18 protein-coding genes are annotated in these 21,065 nt (G+C 57.8%); 13 read left to right on the top strand and 5 right to left on the bottom strand.

Annotation, left to right across the window (positions count from 1 at the left end; genetic code table 11):
* Positions 1-294: 294 nt before the first annotated feature.
* The 12 genes from KDK82_RS31495 to KDK82_RS31450 all read left to right on the top strand — a co-directional run bounded on the left by KDK82_RS31495 (position 295) and on the right by KDK82_RS31450 (position 14,370).
* Entirely contained in the window at positions 295-600 is a 306-nt protein-coding gene (locus KDK82_RS31495) for an H-NS family nucleoid-associated regulatory protein (RefSeq protein WP_065345174.1), read from the top strand.
* Positions 601-1,385: 785 nt separating this feature from the next.
* Positions 1,386-1,769, top strand: coding sequence for a ProQ/FINO family protein (locus tag KDK82_RS31490; RefSeq protein WP_179218032.1), 384 nt, complete (start codon positions 1,386-1,388; stop codon positions 1,767-1,769).
* 317 nt (positions 1,770-2,086) lie between these two features.
* Positions 2,087-5,581: a hypothetical protein gene (locus tag KDK82_RS31485; RefSeq protein ID WP_143343606.1), complete on the top strand. Its 3,495-nt coding sequence runs from the start codon at positions 2,087-2,089 to the stop codon at positions 5,579-5,581.
* A gap of 300 nt (positions 5,582-5,881) precedes the next feature.
* Positions 5,882-6,109, top strand: a complete 228-nt coding sequence (locus KDK82_RS33520) for a hypothetical protein (protein WP_088167201.1) — start codon at positions 5,882-5,884, stop codon at positions 6,107-6,109.
* Positions 6,110-6,216: 107 nt separating this feature from the next.
* Positions 6,217-7,119 carry a hypothetical protein gene (locus tag KDK82_RS31475; protein WP_088167200.1) on the top strand — a complete coding sequence of 301 codons (903 nt, stop codon included), beginning with the start codon at positions 6,217-6,219 and terminating at the stop codon, positions 7,117-7,119.
* A gap of 13 nt (positions 7,120-7,132) precedes the next feature.
* The gene (locus KDK82_RS33350) at positions 7,133-7,267 is read left to right on the top strand and encodes a hypothetical protein (RefSeq protein ID WP_256974598.1); all 135 of its coding nucleotides are present in this window, start codon (positions 7,133-7,135) and stop codon (positions 7,265-7,267) included.
* A gap of 164 nt (positions 7,268-7,431) precedes the next feature.
* Positions 7,432-8,544 carry a transposase gene (locus tag KDK82_RS31470; protein WP_179218030.1) on the top strand — a complete coding sequence of 371 codons (1,113 nt, stop codon included), beginning with the start codon at positions 7,432-7,434 and terminating at the stop codon, positions 8,542-8,544.
* Between the two features lie 226 nt (positions 8,545-8,770).
* On the top strand, positions 8,771-9,139 hold the full coding sequence (locus tag KDK82_RS31465; protein ID WP_088167210.1) for a DUF1294 domain-containing protein: 369 nt from the start codon (positions 8,771-8,773) through the stop codon (positions 9,137-9,139).
* A gap of 238 nt (positions 9,140-9,377) precedes the next feature.
* Complete coding sequence (locus KDK82_RS31460) at positions 9,378-9,731, top strand: helix-turn-helix domain-containing protein (protein ID WP_088167198.1); 354 nt, start codon at positions 9,378-9,380, stop codon at positions 9,729-9,731.
* Positions 9,732-9,734: 3 nt separating this feature from the next.
* Entirely contained in the window at positions 9,735-11,054 is a 1,320-nt protein-coding gene (locus KDK82_RS31455; RefSeq protein ID WP_088167197.1) for a HipA domain-containing protein, read from the top strand.
* Between the two features lie 177 nt (positions 11,055-11,231).
* Positions 11,232-13,691, top strand: coding sequence for a hypothetical protein (locus KDK82_RS32560; RefSeq protein ID WP_143343604.1), 2,460 nt, complete (start codon positions 11,232-11,234; stop codon positions 13,689-13,691).
* 145 nt (positions 13,692-13,836) lie between these two features.
* Positions 13,837-14,370, top strand: coding sequence for a hypothetical protein (locus tag KDK82_RS31450; RefSeq protein ID WP_088167196.1), 534 nt, complete (start codon positions 13,837-13,839; stop codon positions 14,368-14,370).
* 175 nt (positions 14,371-14,545) lie between these two features.
* On the opposite strand, the gene KDK82_RS31445 is transcribed toward KDK82_RS31450, so the two are convergent.
* From KDK82_RS31445 to KDK82_RS31425, 5 genes are all read right to left on the bottom strand, one after another.
* Entirely contained in the window at positions 14,546-15,463 is a 918-nt protein-coding gene (locus tag KDK82_RS31445) for a hypothetical protein (RefSeq protein WP_088167195.1), read from the bottom strand.
* 249 nt (positions 15,464-15,712) lie between these two features.
* Positions 15,713-16,483: a hypothetical protein gene (locus tag KDK82_RS31440; protein WP_088167194.1), complete on the bottom strand. Its 771-nt coding sequence runs from the start codon at positions 16,481-16,483 to the stop codon at positions 15,713-15,715.
* A gap of 171 nt (positions 16,484-16,654) precedes the next feature.
* Positions 16,655-17,548 (bottom strand): hypothetical protein, encoded by an 894-nt coding sequence (locus KDK82_RS31435; protein ID WP_088167193.1) that lies wholly within the window; start codon positions 17,546-17,548, stop codon positions 16,655-16,657.
* Positions 17,549-17,957: 409 nt separating this feature from the next.
* Entirely contained in the window at positions 17,958-18,677 is a 720-nt protein-coding gene (locus tag KDK82_RS31430; RefSeq protein WP_088167209.1) for a hypothetical protein, read from the bottom strand.
* Between the two features lie 23 nt (positions 18,678-18,700).
* Positions 18,701-19,186: a hypothetical protein gene (locus KDK82_RS31425; RefSeq protein ID WP_088167192.1), complete on the bottom strand. Its 486-nt coding sequence runs from the start codon at positions 19,184-19,186 to the stop codon at positions 18,701-18,703.
* A gap of 1,022 nt (positions 19,187-20,208) precedes the next feature.
* On the opposite strand from KDK82_RS31425, the gene KDK82_RS31420 reads away from it, so the two are divergent.
* Positions 20,209-20,481: a hypothetical protein gene (locus KDK82_RS31420; protein ID WP_256974597.1), complete on the top strand. Its 273-nt coding sequence runs from the start codon at positions 20,209-20,211 to the stop codon at positions 20,479-20,481.
* Positions 20,482-21,065: the final 584 nt, after the last annotated feature.

Genomic DNA, 21,065 nt, shown 5'->3' with positions numbered 1-21,065 from the left:
ACTGAAAACGAGGAGACCCCATCAAGGAATGGTGGCGATAAGAGGCTACGCGTGTTGCCGGCATGCTGATTGAAGGCGGTTGCACGGGATGTAACCACTCAGTCTCAAGGCTCGTGAGGGTGAGAAAGTGTGGGCATCGGGTTTTCCTTGGCTCGGACGCGATTGGGCAAGAATGGTTTGCAAGAAATTGCAATTGAGGCGATAAGGAAATTTGCAAATAGATCTCCCACGGATTGGTTTTTTGCGTGATAATTCAACGGTTACTAACCGATTTGATGTCAGGAGAAATACAGCATGAGCATGAGCTACAAGGAACTGCTGCAACAGCGCCAAGCGCTGGAGGCCCAGATCGCAGCCGCGCGCCAGAATGAAGTGTCCGGCGCGGTTAAGGAAATTCGCGACCTGGTGGCCGAGTTTGGCCTGACTGCCCAGGACATCTTCCCGTCTGGTCGCCGTGGTCGCGCCGCCTCGACTGGGGCAGGTAGCGTCGGCGTCCCCAAGTACCGCGACCCCGCCACTGGCGCGACTTGGACGGGCCGGGGCAAGCCCCCGAACTGGATCAATGGAAAGGACCGCGATCAGTTCCTGATCGAAGCCTAAAAAGCCACCTGCTTAGCGAAACCCGGCACCGTGCTCATGGCACTGCCGGGTTTTTGTTTGCTGGTGCGACTATTGGCGTGCGATAGCTGGGACTGCGGTATAGCAACAGTGCCCTGGCGCCGTGCGAATGCGCAAAGGCGGTGCTGTTTCCCTCGCCAGCGCCAGCGACCTCTGCGTGCCCCAAGACGCGAGCGCGTAGATGGCCACTACGTAGTAGCGTCACGCGGCGCTTTCTTGCGCGCCCCCAAGCTGGTGAATGGTGCAGGTCCAAGGGATCTCTGCGGCGACAAGTGCGGGAAGGCATTCGACACGGCGTCCTTGTCGCATCGCATCGATCATCACCCTTGTCGCAGCCTCCGAGGATTCCTGGGCGTTGTGAAGTATTGATGCGGCGCATCCACACTCGGATCGCGTGATGAGTGTGTATCTGTGCGCCAGACATTGGCGGGCGAAGGCAGGGACATTCATGGGTGGGCCTTTCTCATTTTTTGGCCAGGAGGCTCGAAGGCTCGGATGAAAGCCAGCCAGCTGCAGCCTGTATCGAGGCAGCGATGCTCCAAAGTTAAAAAAGCACGCAGAGGGTCGGCGCTCACCGATTGGCGCCACAAGTTTGGTCGCTGTAAGAGAGCCGGTTTCACCGAACGCTGGGGCGACGTACCTCATTAAGGTTTCGCCGATCGGCCGTAGAAGCGAATCGTTGCTGTGAAACAGCATTGTCAATTATAATTGCAATTGTGTGTTAAACATTTGTCAAATTATTCGAGCCAAATCAAAGGAGCAGCATGATGGAAGAATCCTCCAGCCAGACCCCGGCACTCGCGACAAGTCACGGCGCGCCCTTCGACTACGAAGTTGTCAGCGAGGAGATGGAGAGTCGCTGGCCGCACTTGTTCGGGCATGGGATTCATCTGCCCCTGAAGGTAGGCATTACCAAGGATCTTCATCAGGAGGCCTTGGCCAATGGGTCCAGTCTCTCAAAGCGCAAGATCAGCCTGTATCTGGAGCGGTACTGCAAGGATCCGAGGTACCTTCGCAAAATCGCTGACGGGTGTGCTCGGCATGACATCAACGGCCTCGCCATCGACGATGACATTCAGGCGCGCCATGTGAGAAATGCGAACAAACATCTGACACGCTTGAAAAGTCGTTCCGAGTCTTTGGAAGGGTGAACTCACAGCCACTGCGCCTACGCCACGGCAAATCCAAACCTTCAGAGCTCCACGCGGACGGGGCAACTGCCAGCCCTGCGCTGTTGCCTCCCCGCGCAAGGGCCATGTGGCGTTGCCTCCGCTGGTGCTCTCGTCTGCGTATTGGGGATCGGCAGGGTTCGCCAACGGGCCGCAAACTCCCGCGTAGCCCGCGACCGCAGCGCCAGCATCAATTGCAATTTGTGTTGCATTAATTGGATTGCAATTACTATCAATTAAATTACAATTGCATAATCCGTCACTGCGAGCTTGCTCCTCGCACAACATCGGTGGCAAAAATGCAAGAAAATTCAGCGCTCACGGTGCAGCACTTCGATGGAGAGCGCGAGGCTCAGACCATCGCTCGCTTTCAATCTCTCCAAGCAGGTCAATACTGGCGTGCGCTAGAGGGAATTCCTCAAGAAGGAATTTCAGCAGGCGCAGTCTTGCTTGTCCTCTCGGTCCGACTCGTGGACGACAAGCCGCACACCATCATCCTGCGGCCTCACCCACTGCAATTCGGCACCGGGCGTACGCTGCGCTGGCGCGACAAAACGGGGCAGGCACAGCAAGCCTGGCACGGATTCAAAGAGCATCGGTTTCTGCTCTTGGATTTCCTTCGCCTTTTCGAATTCGAGCCTGATCACGAGGCTGTGCGTGCAAAAGAGGTGGCGCAGATACAAACGAACATGGCGCGCCTGCAGGCCGAGATGGTGGAGGCCCAGGCCGACCCGGGGCGGATGAACGCCATCGTGGAAGCGGGACTTCGTGAGGCTCGGGCGAAGACCTTAGGCCACACCCCCAGACTTCGGGACCAAGATCAGGATGAGGATAGTGAGGAGTGCGTGGCTGGCGCTGCCGTGCCACAACGTCCTTCCCGTTCAACGGATCTCGCCTTTCCTGTGTCGCAGCCGCCTGTGGATCCGAGCATTGCTGCGATTGCCACTGGAACGCTTTCCGAGGCCTTAGAGACGGGCATTACCGACCAGAAGATTGGCGCTCTACGAACAGCCGCCCAGCAGGAACTTCAGATCGCAACCATCAAGGCGAGCTGGATTCAGGGCAAGGCGGGCGAGATATCTTCCGAGTTGGCCAAGCTCACACCCTTTTTTGACGAAAAGGCCCAGGCAGCGCTCGCCCACACGGAAGAGGTTCGTAACTACGTGGGCGAACTTCTCGATGGTATTGGCTCCCTGAATCTCTATGTTGGAGAAGACGTGGTGGTGCAAACCATATGCGAAGGCGCGAGCGCTCCACGCTCTGAGCCGCTGACATTCGTACAGGCCAAGAAGCTGATGGACGAGGAACTGGCCGTGTTTGAAGACCTAGACCAGCGGTTTGACTTTGAATCGGAAGCGCGGTTCTTCGACGCGCTTCGGGCACATCCAGCCCTCATCGAGCAGGTTTTCCCAACGCAGCGATGCGTGCTAGTCATGTGCGTGTCCCGACGCCATATCGACTATGGCGACACGTGGACGAACACCGTGCGGAACGAGGAGAACGCGAAGGTATTCATGCTAGTGCGCAACGGTCAAAACATCCATCGTGTGTTCTCGCCTGTTGAGTCGCACCTGGGCAGCGCAAGGCTTTTCCCGACCAAGGCTGATGACCAGAGTATGTTCTTTCGGGGGATCGACGGTAACAAGATTCGCTTCGAGGACGTTGCCTACTCCGATGCACTCAACGCTCACGAAAAGCACGCCCTGCACTACAAGCGATTTCTGATCCTGGCAGCAGGCCTCGATCATCGCCTCAAGCTCTTTGGCGACTTCCATGATGAGGGAGAGTCGCTGGCCTTCGTTTCGCAGCGCTTCCAGGATCGCTGGTGCCGGTTCCTTCACGACGACGACGCCGGCAGCATGCTTGACGGCGGTGTGGCGCGTCCCAGCTATCAGAGCTGGATAGACTCCAAGAACGCCTATCTACGCCCCGGCTCTCGCGTTCTGTGCCAGTGGCGCGACCTCATCAATCCCGACACCGCCTCGGGAATTACGAAACGCACCTATCAGGACCATGGACGCGGTTTCACTATGACGGCAAATGCGCTGTCTCCCATGGAATGCGTTGTGGCCTACAAGGACGGCTGCGACGTTTGCGTGGATGTCCATGTTCAGATCGACTCATACCGTAGTGATCGCCAGTTCAACGCGAAAGTGCGCGTTTCGAAATTTCGCCCGAACTATTGGGATCACGAAGAGATGCCGTATCTCGTGCTTGATGCGGTGGAGCCTGAGGATTTGCGCTGGTATATCCATCACAGGAATACGCGCGTCAATCACCTCTCGTACATCAGGTTTTTCAAACAAGCGCTCAAGCTTGTGGAGGCCGAGCGCGCTGCCGAAGAACCGGCCCGTCAGGCGTTGCTGCAAGCCTTGAATGATGGCTGCGTGGGCCCGGAGCATGAGCGTCCTGCCTTGGTCCACCGGGCGGTGATCGCCTGGCGGGCCGCACACCGTGGCAAGCCGCTGCCGCACCCCCAACAGAAGGCGACGGCCGAATGGCGGAGGCTGCTGGACCAGATGTTTTCGCTCTCGCGCGAAGGCATGGGCCTGGTTGCTCAGGTGCAAGAATTCGCGGAGCGCCAGGGATACGCGCCGCTGCGCCTGGTGCTTTCGGGCAAGTCAAAGCACGTGCTGTACGCGGCACCCCAGGAAGATGAATGCGACAACCGCCTGATGCCGCATGCGTGGGTGCACCGGATAACGCTGACACACACCAAGACCCGCTTCACCGAGGTATCGCGTAAGTGGGCGCTGCTGCCGTCCAAGGCAGCATCCGAGACCACCCAGCACGAATGGCCGGGAGCGCAGGAGTGGGTACGCGATTCGAACTTCAGCTCCTTCGAGCGCAAGCAGGAAATCATGGGGCTCTGCGAGCGTTTTGAGCAGTCAGTTGCCCCCTTCCTTTCAACGCCAGACACAGCTACGTTTGGGCAGATGGCCGCCGACTACCTTGCTGCCCTGCGGGACTCCCTGGACACGTCCAAGACATCGGTAGTGCTGCCTGTTCTGGCCTTTCCCATCGCCCTGGTGAGCCACAAGAACACAGGCGAAATGGGTTACCTGTGCATTGCCAACAGGCGCGCCTATCGCGTGCTGGCTTCGCTGGTCCCTGACGATGACTTTTGCGCGGGGTACATCCGGGAGATCAAGCGACAGATGTCGAGATCGTTCGCAGACCAAGAAAAGTTCCAGTCACTCTGGAACCGTGCGCGGGATATTCGCAGTGACTGGCAGCTCATCGAGCTGGATGTCTCTGCGTTTTCAGGAGAGTCGCCTTACATCAAGGCCCAGGCAATCAAATCGGTATCCCAAGCCGCTCGTCCGCCGCTCAGCGCCCTCATGGCAGACTGGTATGAGAAGTGGCACAAGGATGCGTCACGCTTCTGCAGGATCTGGCACCCGGAAGCTCATATTGATGCCAATGGGAAGCTCCTGATCGACGCCATGTTGGGCATCGAGCAACCACAGGGCTATTGCCCCGTTCATGCGAGGCTTGTGACTTATTCCTCGCACAGCCGAGACGGGGGTGTGGCCGCTCCTCGGTATGCGCGTTGGCTCGATGTGGCACCGATTGACGCCGAGCTGCCTGAGTGCCCTAGGCCGGAGATCGGCATCGGCATGAGTAGCTCGACCTCGGAATACCTCAACCGCGCGGAGGCTATCGCGGCCATGACTCAAACGGAGACATCTCGCGGGAGCATGCTTGTTCCCTCACACGAAAGGCCTGATGCGCCGCAGCCTCCGCAGGGTGTCGAGCGGCTGCTCATCATTCCGTGCGACGAAGCCCTCTGACTCGGCTTCTCACCCTGCTTTTTAGAACCGCCAAGGTTATGCGTTTGACCAAACTCCGCACCTCTTTCATCTGGCTTTTACGGTCGCAGTCTCGCGAAGCTGGCGCCGGTCTGCCAGTCGTATTCAAGCCGCGCTCTTGCGCTTGCACATGTGACAGCGCCCGTACCACTCGCCCCAAGATGGCTCGTCTTAGGTTCTACACTGACCTGGGGGGCACCGGCCTGGATATCGTGCCTGCACCTGGCTGGATTCGGCGAGCTGTCGCTGGCAGGCCGTTCATTTTCGGAAATCGAGGAAGCTATGAGTTTGCGTGATGACATCACTTCACATAGAGGCCGTGTAGAAGCGGTGGGTGAGGGCGGCCGGTTCGAAGTCCGACTGGACAACGGCCTGCATATTTCCAGCGGTGTAGATAAGGCGATGCGTCGTTGGGAGGTAGCGATCGTTGCTGGGGATCGAGTGACAGTAGAGTTCCCTGAAGGAAGTCCAGATCGTGCGCGCATCGTGTTCCGGCACCTTCAAGCCTGAAGCACTCACGCAGACAACGTTTTGATATCGCGTTTTGTGGTTGATCATGCGGCTGGCGCTGCGAGTGGCCAGCGCCAGCCACCAGCCGCTGACGCCAGAAGACAACCATGCTCAAGCCCTTGATCATTCCCGTGATACATCACCGTGACCTTGAAACGACCCTGGCGGAAGCGAAGCTAGCGATCGAATGTGATGCCGATGGTGTCATGCTCATCTCCCACGCCGGCAAGGACGAAGAGCTTTTGGAAGTTGCTGGCGCCGCCCAGCGTGCTTCTCGCCTTTTCCCGGTCGGGGTGAATCTGCTTTCTATGTCTGCGATAGATGCCGCCAAGCGCGCTCAGGAGTTGGGGTTGAGCTGGGTGTGGGCCGATGCGATGGGGGTGACCTCGCGCGGCTTGGATGAGATGGGTCAGCAGCTGCAAGACTTTGCCCGGGTGCATCCGCAGATGACGTTGTTTGCCGGCGTGGCGTTCAAGTACCAGGAGCCAGAGCCAGATCCGGTCGAGGCTGCTCATCAGGCACGCCTGGCGGGTTTTGTTCCTACCACCAGCGGGGCCGCCACGGGGCAAGCCCCAGACATCGAGAAGATCCGTTCAATGGGTAGGTCCGGGGTGCTGGCCATTGCCAGCGGCATGACGCCGGAGAACGTAGGCTCCTATGCACCTTTCCTCACGCACGTCTTCGTGGCCACAGGTGTCGGTCGTACTGAGTACCACATCGACCCAGCCAAGCTGTCTAGGCTCGTCAAGGTGGCAAGGGAGGCCGCTCTAGAGGGTGCAGACATCTATGGCCTCATGGCCGACATGATGGCATCCAGTCTCACGGGACGCATGATGGGTTTCTCGCGCGAGGAATTGATCGCGCGCTTCAAAGCCAGTCAGCCCAACGCCATGGCATTCCGGCAGCTTGTGCTGAAAAGCCTAGCAGATGCGAAGGCTGCAATGGTCTCGCGGGCGGATGGTGCGCAGTTCGCAGGCCCAGTCATCGACCTCACTGCCTTGAAGCACTGAAGTGCGGATTGGAATGCCCGAATGCAAACCCATGTGCGACGACAAGAGCGCCCCCTTCGTGCTGGCGCTGGGTGCGCTGGCCACCCAGTTGCGAGGCCTCGCTTTGTGCGCGGGCGTACGTTCGATGAATGACAGGATCTCGATGTGAGTTTCCGTCCCTGCTCCGATGTTCCTGGCATTTCTCCGATGTACAAGGTGTCGTTTTGCGAAGAGTCCGACACTGTGATTCGACTCCACGCAGAGGTGCTGGCTGGTACCCACGACTGCCCCTTTTGTCGCTCCCGCGAAGTTGGCGCCTGGGGACAGCGCAGCGTGACCCTTCTGGACATGCCGCGAAGAGGAAAGCGCGTCGAGATCGTGGCCACGGCCCGCCGACTGCGATGCAAGAACAAGGGGGTCTGCGGCAAGTTGTTCCAGCAGCCCCTGCCCGACACGAGCGAACACCACAATATGACCAAGCGGCTTCGCCGCTGGATTGGAGAGCAAGGGCGCGTTCGCACGTTCGTGGCCATCGCGCGAGATCTGCAAATTGCGGAGGCCACTGTGCGGCAGGTCTTCGGGGACTGCATTCGCGAAATTGAGAGCGCGATGCGGATTCTGCCCCCCACGGTCCTAGCCCTTGTGAACGTGCAAGTGCACCAGGCTTGTCGTGTGGCGGCCGTAAATGCAGAGCTTGGGACGCTGGTCGGTCTCGTGGACAAGGACGAAGCTGCAGCGCTATCTGCCTACCTTGCCGATATCTATGATCGGCACAAAGTAGGCTTCGTCTCTCTGGGCCCGTCTGGCCCTGCCCTGGCAGCCGTGGAGCTGGTACTGCCTGACGCCGTACCATTTCTGGACAAGCCCCATGTGCTGGGCATGGTTGATAGAGCGGTACGGGGCGTGCGCCGTACCGTGCGCCGCGATGTGACTCGACAAGTGCGCGACAAGCATCTGCTCGATGACGGGCTGATCCTGGAGCAGCGACTGCGCGATTTGTCGGGGGAGCATCTTTCAGCTTTGGAGATGTGGCGCGCGAGTTTCCCGGCACTGTCCGATGCACTGGAAGCGGCCGAAGGCGTGCGCCGCATCTACGACAAGGACGCTGGGATACGCGATGGCTCGGACGCTGCAGATGCGCTGGCCGCTGCTGTAGGCGGGCTTGGCGGTCTGTGCGCAACGCACTTCCAGCCGTTGGTGAGTACCCTGAGGGCCTGGCGCGGCCCCTGGTCCAACTACTTCACGCATGCGGGAGCCAGGGCAGGCGGGCTGGAGCGGCTTGACGATATACAGGCAATCGGCACGGTGTTGGAGGAGCTGGGTAGGAGCCACGCCTTCGGCGCCGTACGCGCGAATCTGCTGCTTCCGCCAGCCCTGCCTGCCCGTTCCTTCTCTTCGCGAGGTGTCTCGATATCGAGGCTGGTTGCTGGCGCTGGCGTAGTCTAGGGGGCGCTTGACAGCCATTCTGAAATCGAATTCTTCGGTTGTATTTTTTTCATCGACCCTTTGCGCGTGTGGCCGTGGGCGCGCCGTGCCGCACCGCCGCACGTCGGGCTTCGTTGGCCCTTTGGTCGCGGTGACGCGGCCCCATCCCACTTGCGCCCCCTTTTTCCTTTGATGCCGCAGACGTTCCACGGCGCGGTACCCCCAACCGAACATGGCAAACCAAGACATGAATCCATTCGCATCGATCACCCTAAAACTGTTCTCCTACCTGGCAGCTGCAGCGCTGGCGGTGGCGCTGTGGGTGGGCTGGAGATCGGGTGCTCTACCTGGTGTTTTGATCAAGGCCTATGCCTGCGCCAGCATCCTGTCTTTCGTGGCCTATACGATCGATAAGGGATCCGCTGTGGGGCGGCGTCGGCGTCTGGGGGAGCGCAGCTTATTGCTTTTGGATGTTGCTGGAGGTTGGCCTGGCGGCGTCATCGCCCAGCAGCTCCTGCGCCACAAGACCAGCAAGATCTCCTACCAGGGATGGTTCTGGTGCGCCGTGGTGATCAACGTTTGTGCCTTGGCCGCCTACTGGTGGCACATCCCTTGAGGCGGCACGGCTGCACGCAAGGGGTGCGTGCTGCTTATCCCCTAGGACCCTAGGCGCTCAATCTAACCGAGCTCATCGATTCCGAAGGAAAAGACCGCTCCGTAGCTCATAAACGATTCGATCTGTTCGTTTGTATGGCTGGTTAGGCTACGGGTTGGCCAAAACGATGTGATCGGTTCGATTTCCTGCCGGTTAGCGCGCTGGGCTGCTAAAATCGATGCGAACTCATCGATTGGCTATGCAATATCCTATTCACACAACGGCGGAACTCGGCGAGGCAGTCCTTGCCGTCAGGAAGGCCCTCGGCCTGCGACAAGACGACGCAGCGAGCGCGGCGGGGGTGGGCCACGTGTTCCTCCGCGATGTAGAGCGCGGGAAGCCCACCGCGCAAATCGGGCGGATCTTGAGGGTGCTGGATGAGCTGGGGATAAAGATCTACCTGGATATCCCTGAGGAGGTGTTTCTGAATTTAGACGTCGTCCACAAGATCCCGAACGCCGCATCGACTCGTTCCATTGCGCCTATGACGCCGGTTGTCAACAAGAACGTTCACCAGAAATTGATTCCGATCCCCAAATTCACGAAGGGCTGACGGATGAACCAGCGGCAATTGGAAGTGGTGCTCAATGACCAAGTAATCGGCGACCTAAAAGAAGTCTCGGACATCTGGGGGTTCGATTACCGGAGGGAGTGGCTGGAGAATCCTAGGTCCTTTGACCTCTCGCCAGCTATCGGGAGGTTTCAACAGCAGCACCTGGACGGCTCAACGACGCGGCCGGTGCAGTGGTTTTTCGACAACCTGCTGCCGGAGGAAGGGATGCGCGCGCTTCTCTCCAAGGAGATGAACGTGCCCAAGGCAGATGCCTTTGGCCTTTTAGCCGCCCTTGGGCAGGAGTCAGCTGGTTCACTAGTGCTTAGAGTGGCGGGAGCTCAACCCTTGGCTCTGGGCAGCAAGCCACTCGCCCTCGACCAGCTGTCTGAGCGCATCCAGCGCCTGCCGCGTGCGTCCCTGAGCAGCGAGGCGCCCAAGCGAATGTCTCTGGCGGGGGCGCAGCACAAGATGGTCGTGTTCTTCGACAAGGAGACGGGGGATCTGGCCGAACCACTACCTGGCAGCGCTTCGTCACACATCCTGAAGCCCGATTCCCAGGCCGAGGCTTATCCCCATTCAGTGGTAAACGAAACCTTCACGATGAAGCTGGCGGCACGCCTGAGGCTCCCGGTACCAGAGGTGCACATGATCTACGCGCCGGAGCCCGTCTACATCATTGATCGCTTCGACCGCTTCCGGACAGAGCACGAAGTGGAGTGGCAGCGTAAACACGTCCTCGATGCGTGCCAGCTGCTTTCGCTGTCCTCGGGCAACAAGTACAACGATGCGAATGTGGAGACCTTGCGGGAGCTGAGCGATATGTGCCGCAGCAAGGCCAGCACCAAATTGCTGCTATATCGCTGGCTGGTTTTCAACACTCTCGTTGGAAACTCAGATGCCCATCTGAAGAACTTGAGCTTCCTAGTCACGGGCGATGGCATAGCGCTGGCGCCTTTCTATGACCTTCTTTCCACTTCCGTGTACGTAACGCCGCTCTATGCGGATTCTCAGGCTATCTGGCCTAGGGAGCCATTGCACCCACCCATCCCGGGAGCTTCTGTTTTTGACGAGGTCTCAAAGGACAAGATGTTGGCGGCGGGAGAGGCCATCGGTATCGGAGTTCCTGCGGCTAAGCGCATCCTGGAAGAGATGGTCGGAAGACTTGAGAGCCATGCAGATGCATTGATTGAAGAATTCTTGCAGGGAAGACATGTGCATCCGGCTTCACGCGCGCCGTCGGGAATGCAGCAAGGGTCCGAGGCCCAGATCCTTCGGGCAATCCGATACGTAGTAATTGCAACAATGGTTCAGAAATTGAGTTGAATTATTTGACAAATTGCAATTATTTTGGTTAAATCGTTACTAAAAATTGAACAATAGCAGATTCCTAGAGAGGGTTTCTTCTGAGTGATTCGGACAGAGAATCCATTGGGGAGCGTGGTCGGATTTTTAGCCCGAATGCTGCTGAAAGCTGGTCCTTGCTAAGTTATGAGTAAATCAATGCAGTCAAAAATACCTCTTCCGGCTCCCGATACCCAAGAGGGGCGGCATGCTGGTGTGGTGCCATCCTTTGCAATTCAGTGTTTCAGCCCGGTCATCAAATGCTCCGCTGGTGATTTCAAACGTGAGTCATTGTTAGCCTGGAACGGATCTCTCCCATCACAACTGGTTGCGAACGCAATTCGCGAAAGTCTGGTAAAGACACAAGCATGGGTTGGATCAAAGGGGTATGGCAGCGGTATATGTTGCGTGCCAACTCGCGTACGGCTCACTCCAGGTTGGCAGAAGGTCTTAGGACCTTCTGAATTTGCAAAAATGGAGGGATTCGTCAATCGTCTATCATCTGAGGACGAATTTCCTACTTTGAGCGCTTTTCAGGTGCGTTCGACGTTGAAGATCAGCATTGTTAAGACGCTTGAAATCCTGGCGAAGTTTGAGGCGCTTTATTGGACAAATGATTCGGATAAAGAAGGCGATTACGAGTTGCAAAACGTCAGCCAGGCTTGGAGATCCAGTGTCAAGTCTGTACTGCAACAGCAGTGGGTTCAATCCCTTGACGGACAAGATATACGTTTCCCGGGTTTTGTATTTGCCGCTCTTGATGATTGGGTGAAGACGTATCTCCACGAGTCTCGACTGCCTAGTATCGCTGTCGCGCAACTTAATGAATTGCTTAAGGCGGATGCAATGACTGTCGAGCAAGAAGTTTTAGCTATTGCTCAAGCAGCCTTAAAGTATATTCGTAAAGGCCCTGAGGATGAGAACAAGGCCAAAAAATGGATAGACTGGTTTGTGCAAGTTACACAGGACGGGCTCTACCGTTATCCGGCAGATAAAACAAAGAGAATACTTGATCCTCAGTTGGAGGGGCGGAAGGCCTTTGACACCATCTTGTATGAATTACATAGTCGCCGCGTAGCAACTCCTCGACTTAGCAATATTCTAGACAAAGCTAAAAAACTGGCTCCATTGTCTATTATTGAGGCGCAAAATAAATTGCGACCCCTTCTTGGCCCGAATTACTCACTGCTCGGCGCGATGGAACTGAGTGATGCAATCGGATTGTCCATAGCATCCTCTAATTCTCAAATTGAATATGTAACTATAGCCGGACGCGAAAATAAAGATGACCGTATTGCGGTCTTGAAGGATAGCGGCGCGCCACCTTGGGTGGCAGCCGCCGCCAAGTTCCTGATAGACGAGTGCGTTGAGGTCGGCTGCACTTCTTATGCGCGCGTAGCAGGCTATTTGGCTGATGAAGCACACGTAGAGGTTACTCGTGACCAGTTATGCTCTGCTCTTCAAGCTCTTCCGGGGTTCATGGAGCTTGACGTTAAAGATGGCTGGATATGTATAAATCACGACTCAAAGCGTAAGGTTAATTATGCTTTGCGCAAGATGTTGGCGCTTAATCCAGAAGGGATTTCCGTAAGCGAATTGATGGATGGAATTACTGTCAATTATGAGAAATACAATAAACAATATGATGGGTATCGACCTGGTTTTCCTGTCCCTATTCACGTACTGGAGCTGTGGCTCGCTAGCAGGGATTGGCTGAAGCGCAACGAAAAAGGGGACTTTTACAGTGCTCAGACTATCAAGATTGATAGCTGCCTCACGGAAGAGGAAATTAAATTAGTAGGTCTCATGGAAAATAATGGTGGGGTTGTCTTGTATTCCGAGATCGGTGATGCGGGGATAAGTCGCGGGACCATTATATATTCTGTAATCTTCAAGAGTTTAGTAAAGGGTGTCTATAGCATCCGTGGGCGAATAGTTGCAGTAAGGGCTTTGCAAAATGCTCTTACTAGGAAGCTAGGGCTTCGGAGGAGGTCTGAAAGAAGTGGCGGTTTAGTGGAGGCCGGGAGTATTAATGAATTGTCACAAGGAGCTTGTGGCAACGAGCTGAAAGCATTGAAGTCCCCAAAGCCATCGACTAAGAATTCGACTATCAATTCGCTGGTTAGTAACGTCGAATCGAAAATTGCGGATGAGATTAGTCCGGGAATGAAGAAAAAATGGCTCGCTCAGAAGAGAAATCTATTTGTCAGGCGCAGGGTGCGGCAGAGAAATATTCATACTGATAGGATTGAGGAGGTACAGTCTTGGGAGGACTTGGATCTATCAAGGGAATTTAGCTTTTGTGTCGCCTTAAGTGGACAGAAGGAGTGGAATGGCACGAGGAAATTCCATATGAATATCCCAGGTTCATTATCGTTAGAGGGCCATTATGCGCACGTGGTAGTGGAGGGGATTGTTCTGAAAATTTACGCATATGGGAGAACCGCTTATGCTCGGCTTTGTCTTCCAGATGTAGCCAAGTTGAATTTGCCATGGGACTCACACATGCGTCTGACGTTCGATCCAGTAGCACGCACCTTTGATGTTGTTGTTGAAAATGAAGGCGGGGAGAATAATGTCCATGTGACCGACGGGACTACGGAGGAGCACAGCGAATGATTCCACGGAAGCGTGGCAATTCAAGACAGGGTGTGGCCTTCGATAACGGTTGCGCGGGGCTTCAGCTGACGACGGCCCAGAAACCTCGTCGGAAGGACGAACGTTGACTGCAAAGCGCCATCATGGCCATGGTCCGAAGCGGATCATGAACGGCCGCTACGACCCCAACGTCCTAGAAGGCCTCCGACGCAAGCTGGAGGCCTCAGGCCGTCAGCCGCCTCATCCGAGCTTCAAGCACATCGATTTCCACCCTTCCTGGGGGGCATGGCGCGTGCAGTTGCCAGGGATCTGCGGGTCAGGCATTACCTTCTTCGGCTTCGGTGACTACGGAGGGCCCGAGGCCGCGTTGATTGAGGCCCAGTTTCATCGCGACGAGGCCTATGCCAAGCAGGGGCTTGACCCCTACATGCGAGTGCGTGACCGCTACACCAAGCAGCAGCGTGGGAGTCTTCTGAGCATCCAAGAAATCACCGACCCTCGAAGGAACAACGCCCAGTACGTCGTGGGCAGCTGGATGGTCACGGTGGGTGGCAAACCTCGCCAAGTCAAAGTGAGGCGCGTGTTTGGTCGCCTGCGCACCAGGGAAGAGGCTTGGGAGATTGTGGAGTCGGCCGTCAGGGACGGAATGGCCGCTGAGGCGGATCGTCAGCGTCTGGAGCACGAGCAGCCAACCCAGTGAGCCTGGCGCCGGAGTCGGAGCTTGCGCTGGGGAGGGCGACGAGACTACATGCCAGGTCGCGGAATGCCTTCGCTTGTTGGCAGCGCGGGCAAGGTTGGAAAGAGTCCGTGGCGCAGCCAAAAAAAGCCCCGGGGCCTTGACCTCGGGGCGTTTGTGCGACGCGGGTAGGGAAGTATCAGTCGCCCAGCGACGCAGTAGACGGCGCCTGCGCCAGGTCGATGGTCGTACGGCGCATTTCCTCCAGCGAAACCACATGCACGCGTTGCCAGTTGCGCTCATAGGTGAGTTCAGGATTTCCGCTGACAATCCGTGCGGTGCTGCGGATCGCGTTCACGGCCTCGTCTTCGGTTGCGAAGGTGACTACCAAGACGAGGCCCGGATGCTTCGCCAAGCGGTCGCGCAAAGTTGTCGACCCCGCCCCCATCATGCCGACATCCCGATAGGAGTCGAGCGGAAGCACGGTGTGACGCACCCGCCGTGCCTTAGCAAGAGCGCTCAGCGTGGAGAGCTGCGAAGGCGCGCGAAATGCGTCATCAAATCCGCGGCCTTCCCAGAACTCGGGGGCAGGTTCAGAGGATTGGTCGAACACGAGCACTCTGTCGCTTTCCTTGAACCGCAAGCGCTGCATGTCCATGAGCGACGCTTGACCCACGTCCACGATGTACCCGCCCTTCTGGTCAACAACGTGCGCAGCCAGCAGCGTTTTACCGCTGCCGGAAGGCCCGACCAGAGCCACAGCCTCCAGAGCGCCACGTCGGACATTGCCCAAGGCCTCTTCGAAGAGCTGGAAGGCCTGGCGCTGCCAGCGCAAGTCAAAGCGTGAAGGGAGCTTGCCCGGAAAACGAGAGCCGCGCTTGATGGCCTCGGACTCCAAGAGTTCTACAGCGTCTTTGCGGTCCCAGCCGCGTATGTCGGGATCGGTGGCTCGCTTGCGCAAATCGTAGTAGCTATCACAGCCCAGTAGGCGCGACGCAAGGTCCAGACACTCATCATGTGAGGCATCGGGACGGAGTTGCTTTTTGATGCTGCGCGCGAGGCGCGAGATTTGGACGCGACCGGCGAAAGCCTCGTCATCGCGAAAGTGAAAATTCATTTCGTACTCCAGTTTTCCCGGGCGAAAGCCGTGGACGCATACAACAACCCGGTGATCCAGAGATCGAAAGGGAAGATGAAGATGTTGCAAAAAACAAGGCCTTGCCTAATCGGCCCCCCGATTGCGTCCGGAGGTGGCGGGACGGATTCTACGGGGTGCCGTTCCGCCAGGCAAGAGTGAGAAGCTGAAAAGGAAAAAGCCCCACGCTTGCTCAAGAGAGCAGGCGTGGGGCTTTGGTTGGGGCCTAGATCATGAGGCGCAGGCCTCTTCTGAACTGGCAAGAGCGGAGAAACTCTCCAGGATGTCGGGGAGTCGAGAAGTCACTGACGTGCCCGCCACATCGTCCAAGAAATGATGGCCTTCGACGGTGAGGTGCTCGTCTCGCCAAGGTTCAAATTCGGAGTCGAGCACCGATTTTGCCTGCTCCTCACTGGGCATGGACGCCGCCCAGATGATGTAGGTCGAGTTGCCGGCGCAGTGCGAATGTGTGACTGTGTACGGCTTGAGTCCGTCAAGCTGCTGAGCTTCCTGCAGCAGGGCCAGCGCTTGCGTGCGGAGCTGCAGGGCCTTCGTGGACTTCGGGTCAGGGGTCGTCATCGTAACTTCCTTGAGATCAGAGGCGTCCCCTTGGGCGACGACGAAGCGGTTGAGCCTGTCTCCATCGAGGTGGACGGGCACAATAGGCGTCCGTGTACCTGGATCGATCTGGGCGGCGAGCTCCTTCAGCTGCAGGATGACCACTGCTGCCAGCGTGCCCCAGGTCTGCCCTTTGCTGTCGGTGGCCGAAGCTTCCACGAGGGCCCCTGTCGCAGGGTCGAAGCGCACTGTGAAATTGAGGGTGCAGCGCGGGGCGGGCCCGTCATCCTCCATCTCGGTTTCGACATAGACCTTGCGGGTTCGCTCGTAGCCAGGGGTGGTGTATTCCCAGCCAGAGACATCGGCAACCTCAACTCCGTTGCCGAAGTAGTAGTTCTCGAATGCGCGGTCTGCGGCGGTAGCCTGGTAAACGGTGCTTTCCATTCTCTTTTCTCCTGTGGTCAAAAAGACGGGCGCCTACCCTGAGGGCTGATGCGCCCGTCATGGGTTATCCCCACCCGTCCGAGGACGGGAGGGGGCTGGGTTGCGATTGGAAGGAACAGGTTCAGTGGATGCGGGGCCGTTGGCCAACGACGCAATCCACCTAAAGTTCGATCAGCTCGCCAAGGACCAGACGCCTCGCGCCAACGGTGCAAAGCAGGTCTGGTTTTGGTTCAGCGTCTGACGTACTTTTGCTTGCCAATGCGGATTGGCTGAGAGACGCTCAGGAGCGTTCTTGGCCACGACCGCATAGATTTCGGACAGGGTTGCTTTGCCGCCGAGGCTCACCAGTACCGTTCGCACCAGTGCCTTCCAGGTGGAAGTAAGCCGAGCCGCTTGCTGCTTGGCCATGCTTGCCAGGTCGGACAGGAACGAGGTGATCACTTCAGGGCGGCGCCAAAGAAGGATGTACTCGTGTGTCAATCTGGGCAGCCTCATGCCGCGATAGGCGCGCGTGTCCGACATGACGTTGTGCTGCTGCTTGATCAGCACGGCCGCCAACTCCTGCGAAGGCATTCGCGCGATGGCTTCCGCTTGGTAGGAAACATAGGCCCCGTTCTTCCGCTTGTCGCCGACGATCGTCCCGTAGTAGCCGCCAGGCTTCGTCGCATCGCGCTGGTTCAGTAGCGCCATGTGCAGCTTCTCGTGGAAGTCTTCTTCGCTGGTGCAGCGGGAAAGATCGTCAGGATGCGGGGAGCCCCACACCTCACCGGAGTAGATCACCATGTCCCCATAGGGTGGGTGTGAGAGGCAGAGATCAGCATGCTTGCCAACGGCGTCCAGGATGCTGTCCCGAAGTACGTTGTGCCCGCTGTGTAGATCGAGGCCGTAGGCCTCGATGCTCAGTTCCCTTGCAACCTCGATGGAGGTTCCAGAGCCGCACATGGGATCTACGAAGACTGCTGGGCGCAGCTGCTCAAAAATCGTTTTGTAGACGTACCCAGAGCAATTGCCGCGCCACTTGGCATCACCCCAAGGGCCGCGCTGGGGAAAAGAAAGAACACTCATCAAGAACTCCTGTGAAGAGGACCGAAGAGCGAAACCCCTGAGGACTTCGCATCCCCGGTGGGTTTTAGGAAAGCACCCGAAGGTGCGGATTTGCTGGTTGCCAAAGCACGGCCAGCTGCCGTATCAGCCCAAGGCGTTACACCGAGGAGTTGAATGCTTTCCAAAGCACCAGGCCTGTGCGGGCGTTGATGCTTTGGAAAGCCCTCCTGCCCTTGCGGTCAGGAGGGAAGTGCTTCTGGGGCCTCCCAGAAGATGTAGTGGTTGTTCAGCGCCAGCGCCACTGGCGAAGAGGCTGACATTCACCCAGTTCTCCAGGCCTTGCCCCGGCGCCGACCAGCTGTGGAGCTGGGCTGATTGCGCGCTGAAGGCTCGGCCGTGTCTCCTGGCCCGGTGGGGCCAGGGACAAGGCTTAGAGCTGGTGCAGCGCGCCGATCAGGTCAAAGCGCTGCAGCGCATCAAGCAGGCCACGAGGCACGAATGCCCAGACCGTTGTGCGTCCCAGCTCGACGTGTTCGCGATCAGGCACCGCGAACAGCACGCCTGGGTAGGCGATGGCGAGCTTTGGAAAGGCTCTCAGGATCTGGCTGGACTTCTCCTCCTGCAAAGGGAGGCTCAAGTACCAGGGATCCTGTGGGTCAACCTTGCCTCTCTCGCTTTCGACTGTGGCGAACGGAACCTCGAACAGGATGCCCCAAACACCGTCCTTGCGAACGATGGATGAGACGTTCCAGGGCATTTGCGCCTGCAGGCTCCGGAGAAGAGCGGGATCGCTCTGGAGTCTGGGAAATGCAGGACGCTTTTCAGGGTCCGGTGCATTGAGCAATCCGCAGCGATCTGTCAGGCGTAGGCTGATCCTCCATTTCGACCACTCCCGGCCATCTGACTCACGAACGAGAACCAAAGGATCGAGGAGGTAGTGCACCCCCTCAATGCCGTAGGTCCGTTCCATGTCTTCGGTCCTGGGCTTGACGAATTCCACGCAGCAGTCGCCCAGGCCATGGCCTGTATCCTGATTGTGGAACTGCCGGCCAGTGATGCTCCCTCCACAGCAGCAGCAAACCAAGCTGCGGACGGGCTTCACGATGTCCGGGTGAACTGTGCTGACGCACACGAGCGATTCGGCTTCCATGGCGAGTTCCTTTGTGTTAGTTCTCATCCAGGGATGTGCTGGGCCGAGGCCGCGTTGGCAGCGGCGAGCACCTTCTGCGCCAAAGCGTCGCGGCTCATGTTGAACCGGTCCTCAAACTCCCAAAACTGGTCGCCTGTGCGCGCGAAGATGGTGGTTATGTCGCCGCAGGAATGCTCCATGAAGCGGAAGCTCTCGACGCCCAGGTGCGTTTCCCACCGTAGCGGGGGCAAGCACTCGAAGGCTTCATGAAAGCGTTCTTCGGTGATGAGCCTGGGATCTGTCACGTAACTGTCGTCCTGCATTCTGCTGAAGGTGTCCCTCTCGGTAACCAGCAGCTCAGTCTTCATGCGCGAACTGAGTTCTCCTTTGGTCATCCTGGTGTAGCGACCAATCACGCGGCCATCCTCCAGCATGATCAAGTCATCCACCAAGCGCGGATGCTGTTCGCTGGCGCTGGCGGGAACGTAGAGCACCTGGTGGGTGGTTTGCAGAGTGATGTTGGTGTCCATGGTCTTCCTTCTTTGTGAAAAACCGGGTACACATCGCCCACGCTGGGGATGCGGTCCCCGGTGGGATTGAGATACCCAAGCCGGGAGGCTTGGGCGGTAGTAGCTGCATTGCCGAAGGCGCGGGCAGCTGCCGCATCGGTCCACTTGCGTTGAAGCGGGTTGCCTTAGTCCGATGCTGCCCAGAGGCAGTGATGAAGGGAACTGACTGCCTCTTTGCGCAGAAGCAGCACCAAAGTTCTCAGGTAGCGCGAACCGAGCAGGGCTATGACGCCGCCTGCTGAGCGCAGTTTTGATAAGCGGATCCGTTCCATTTCTGCAGCAGCATCATGGAAGGGCTATCGACACTCCTTGCGGCTTCCCGAAGAGCGTCAGCATCATCTTTGGCTCCGATCATCACCCATCCGAAGACGGAGGGGTGCCGGTAGCTCTTGAGACCTCTGGCCGCAAGCGGTAAGGAGGTCAGTAGCAGCGCATAGCGGCTGCTGTTCACACTTTTCATAGTGGCCCCAGAAAAAAGCCCGGAACCACCCCCCATGCGGGAAGCTGTCCCGCGCGGGTTTGTAGAACATCCGGCAACGCCGAACGTGAAAATTGCTGGTTTCTGCTCCTCAGCTTGGAGAACTAAGACAGGCAAATCCTGTGCGAAAGATGCAGGGATTCTAGCGCATGCTCGGCCCCCTCAAGCGGGCGGGTAACAGAGGTCGTTTACCTGACCAGCAAACAGAGGTCCACACCAACAATTGAACAATACTGGGAGATTTCAAGCAATTAAGATACAATTAAAATTGGCAATTAATTGATCGTTTATTTGTTGAGAGTTGTACTAAACCTATGACGAAGGCAATCCTGTTCCTCAGCCTGCCAGCGGCCTGGGCGATGGTATGGCTCCTGTGGGACTGCTCTGAGGGCTGCCAACTGACGACGGTAGACCTTCTTATACGGTGGAGTAGCTCACTTGCAGCGTTCTTGCTGCTTGCTTGGATTTCAACTTTGCGGAACCGGAGGCGCGGATGAGCTCGGATATGACAGTGGATGTTTTCGCGGACACACAATACGGCCAGCTGGCGCTGGAGAAGCTGGCGCCGGTGCCCGAAAACTTCCGGCTTTTCGAGGCGGGTTGGCTGGGCAAGCGGCCCGAGGATTGGCGCGTGATGTGCGTCAAGGGAGCGGAGTTCAGGGTGGCAAAGACAGGCCCGCGCAAAGGCACACTGAGCATCATGGTGAAGGGCACGGAGCGAAGCGTCTGTCTCACCAGGGAAGAGATCGCCGCTGCAGGCGCGGACAATACCGTATGACCAGTTCCACTATCCGCCCCAACCATCGGCGAGCAGCCTCCGCCTTTATGGATGCCCTGGACGGGCCTTTCCGGCGTCAGCAGCTGGCTCAGGCCATCTACCCGCACACGACTCCCCGGTCGCGCGACCGTGCCGACCAGATTGCTCAGTCGCTCATGGTCGAGATGGCCAGGTCGGGCGCCATCCAGCGCCACGCTCACCTCCACTGGGTCAAGGTGGCCACGAAGAGGATCTTGCGAAGCGGGCGGGAAGTGCGCGAGTTGCAGGGTCCGGTTCCCCCGCTTTCACTGGACACCCGTTGCCCGCAGAAGTGGGCTGCCGTTGACATGGAGACCGGGGAAGTCTTGGTGGGAACAGCGCAAGGGTGGCGGCGTGCGACACGCGCCCAACAGGCCGAAGTCGCTGCCTGCATGGGTACAGCTTGAGGAGGGAAGTCAAAATGATCTGCACCATGCCCGAATGGGCCAAGGACGTGAAGCTAGGCGACTACCTTACTGTTCAGGGGGAGTACCTGTCTCGCGGTGGAGAACAGGGCAGGTGATGCTGGTTAACGAGGAGGGCGCGGGCATCGACTTCTTTTGCGA

It is taken from the genome of Delftia sp. K82 (assembly GCF_002193035.1).
Classification (GTDB): Bacteria; Pseudomonadota; Gammaproteobacteria; order Burkholderiales; family Burkholderiaceae_C; genus Comamonas; species Comamonas acidovorans.
This window is presented reverse-complemented; position numbering and strand designations above follow the sequence as displayed.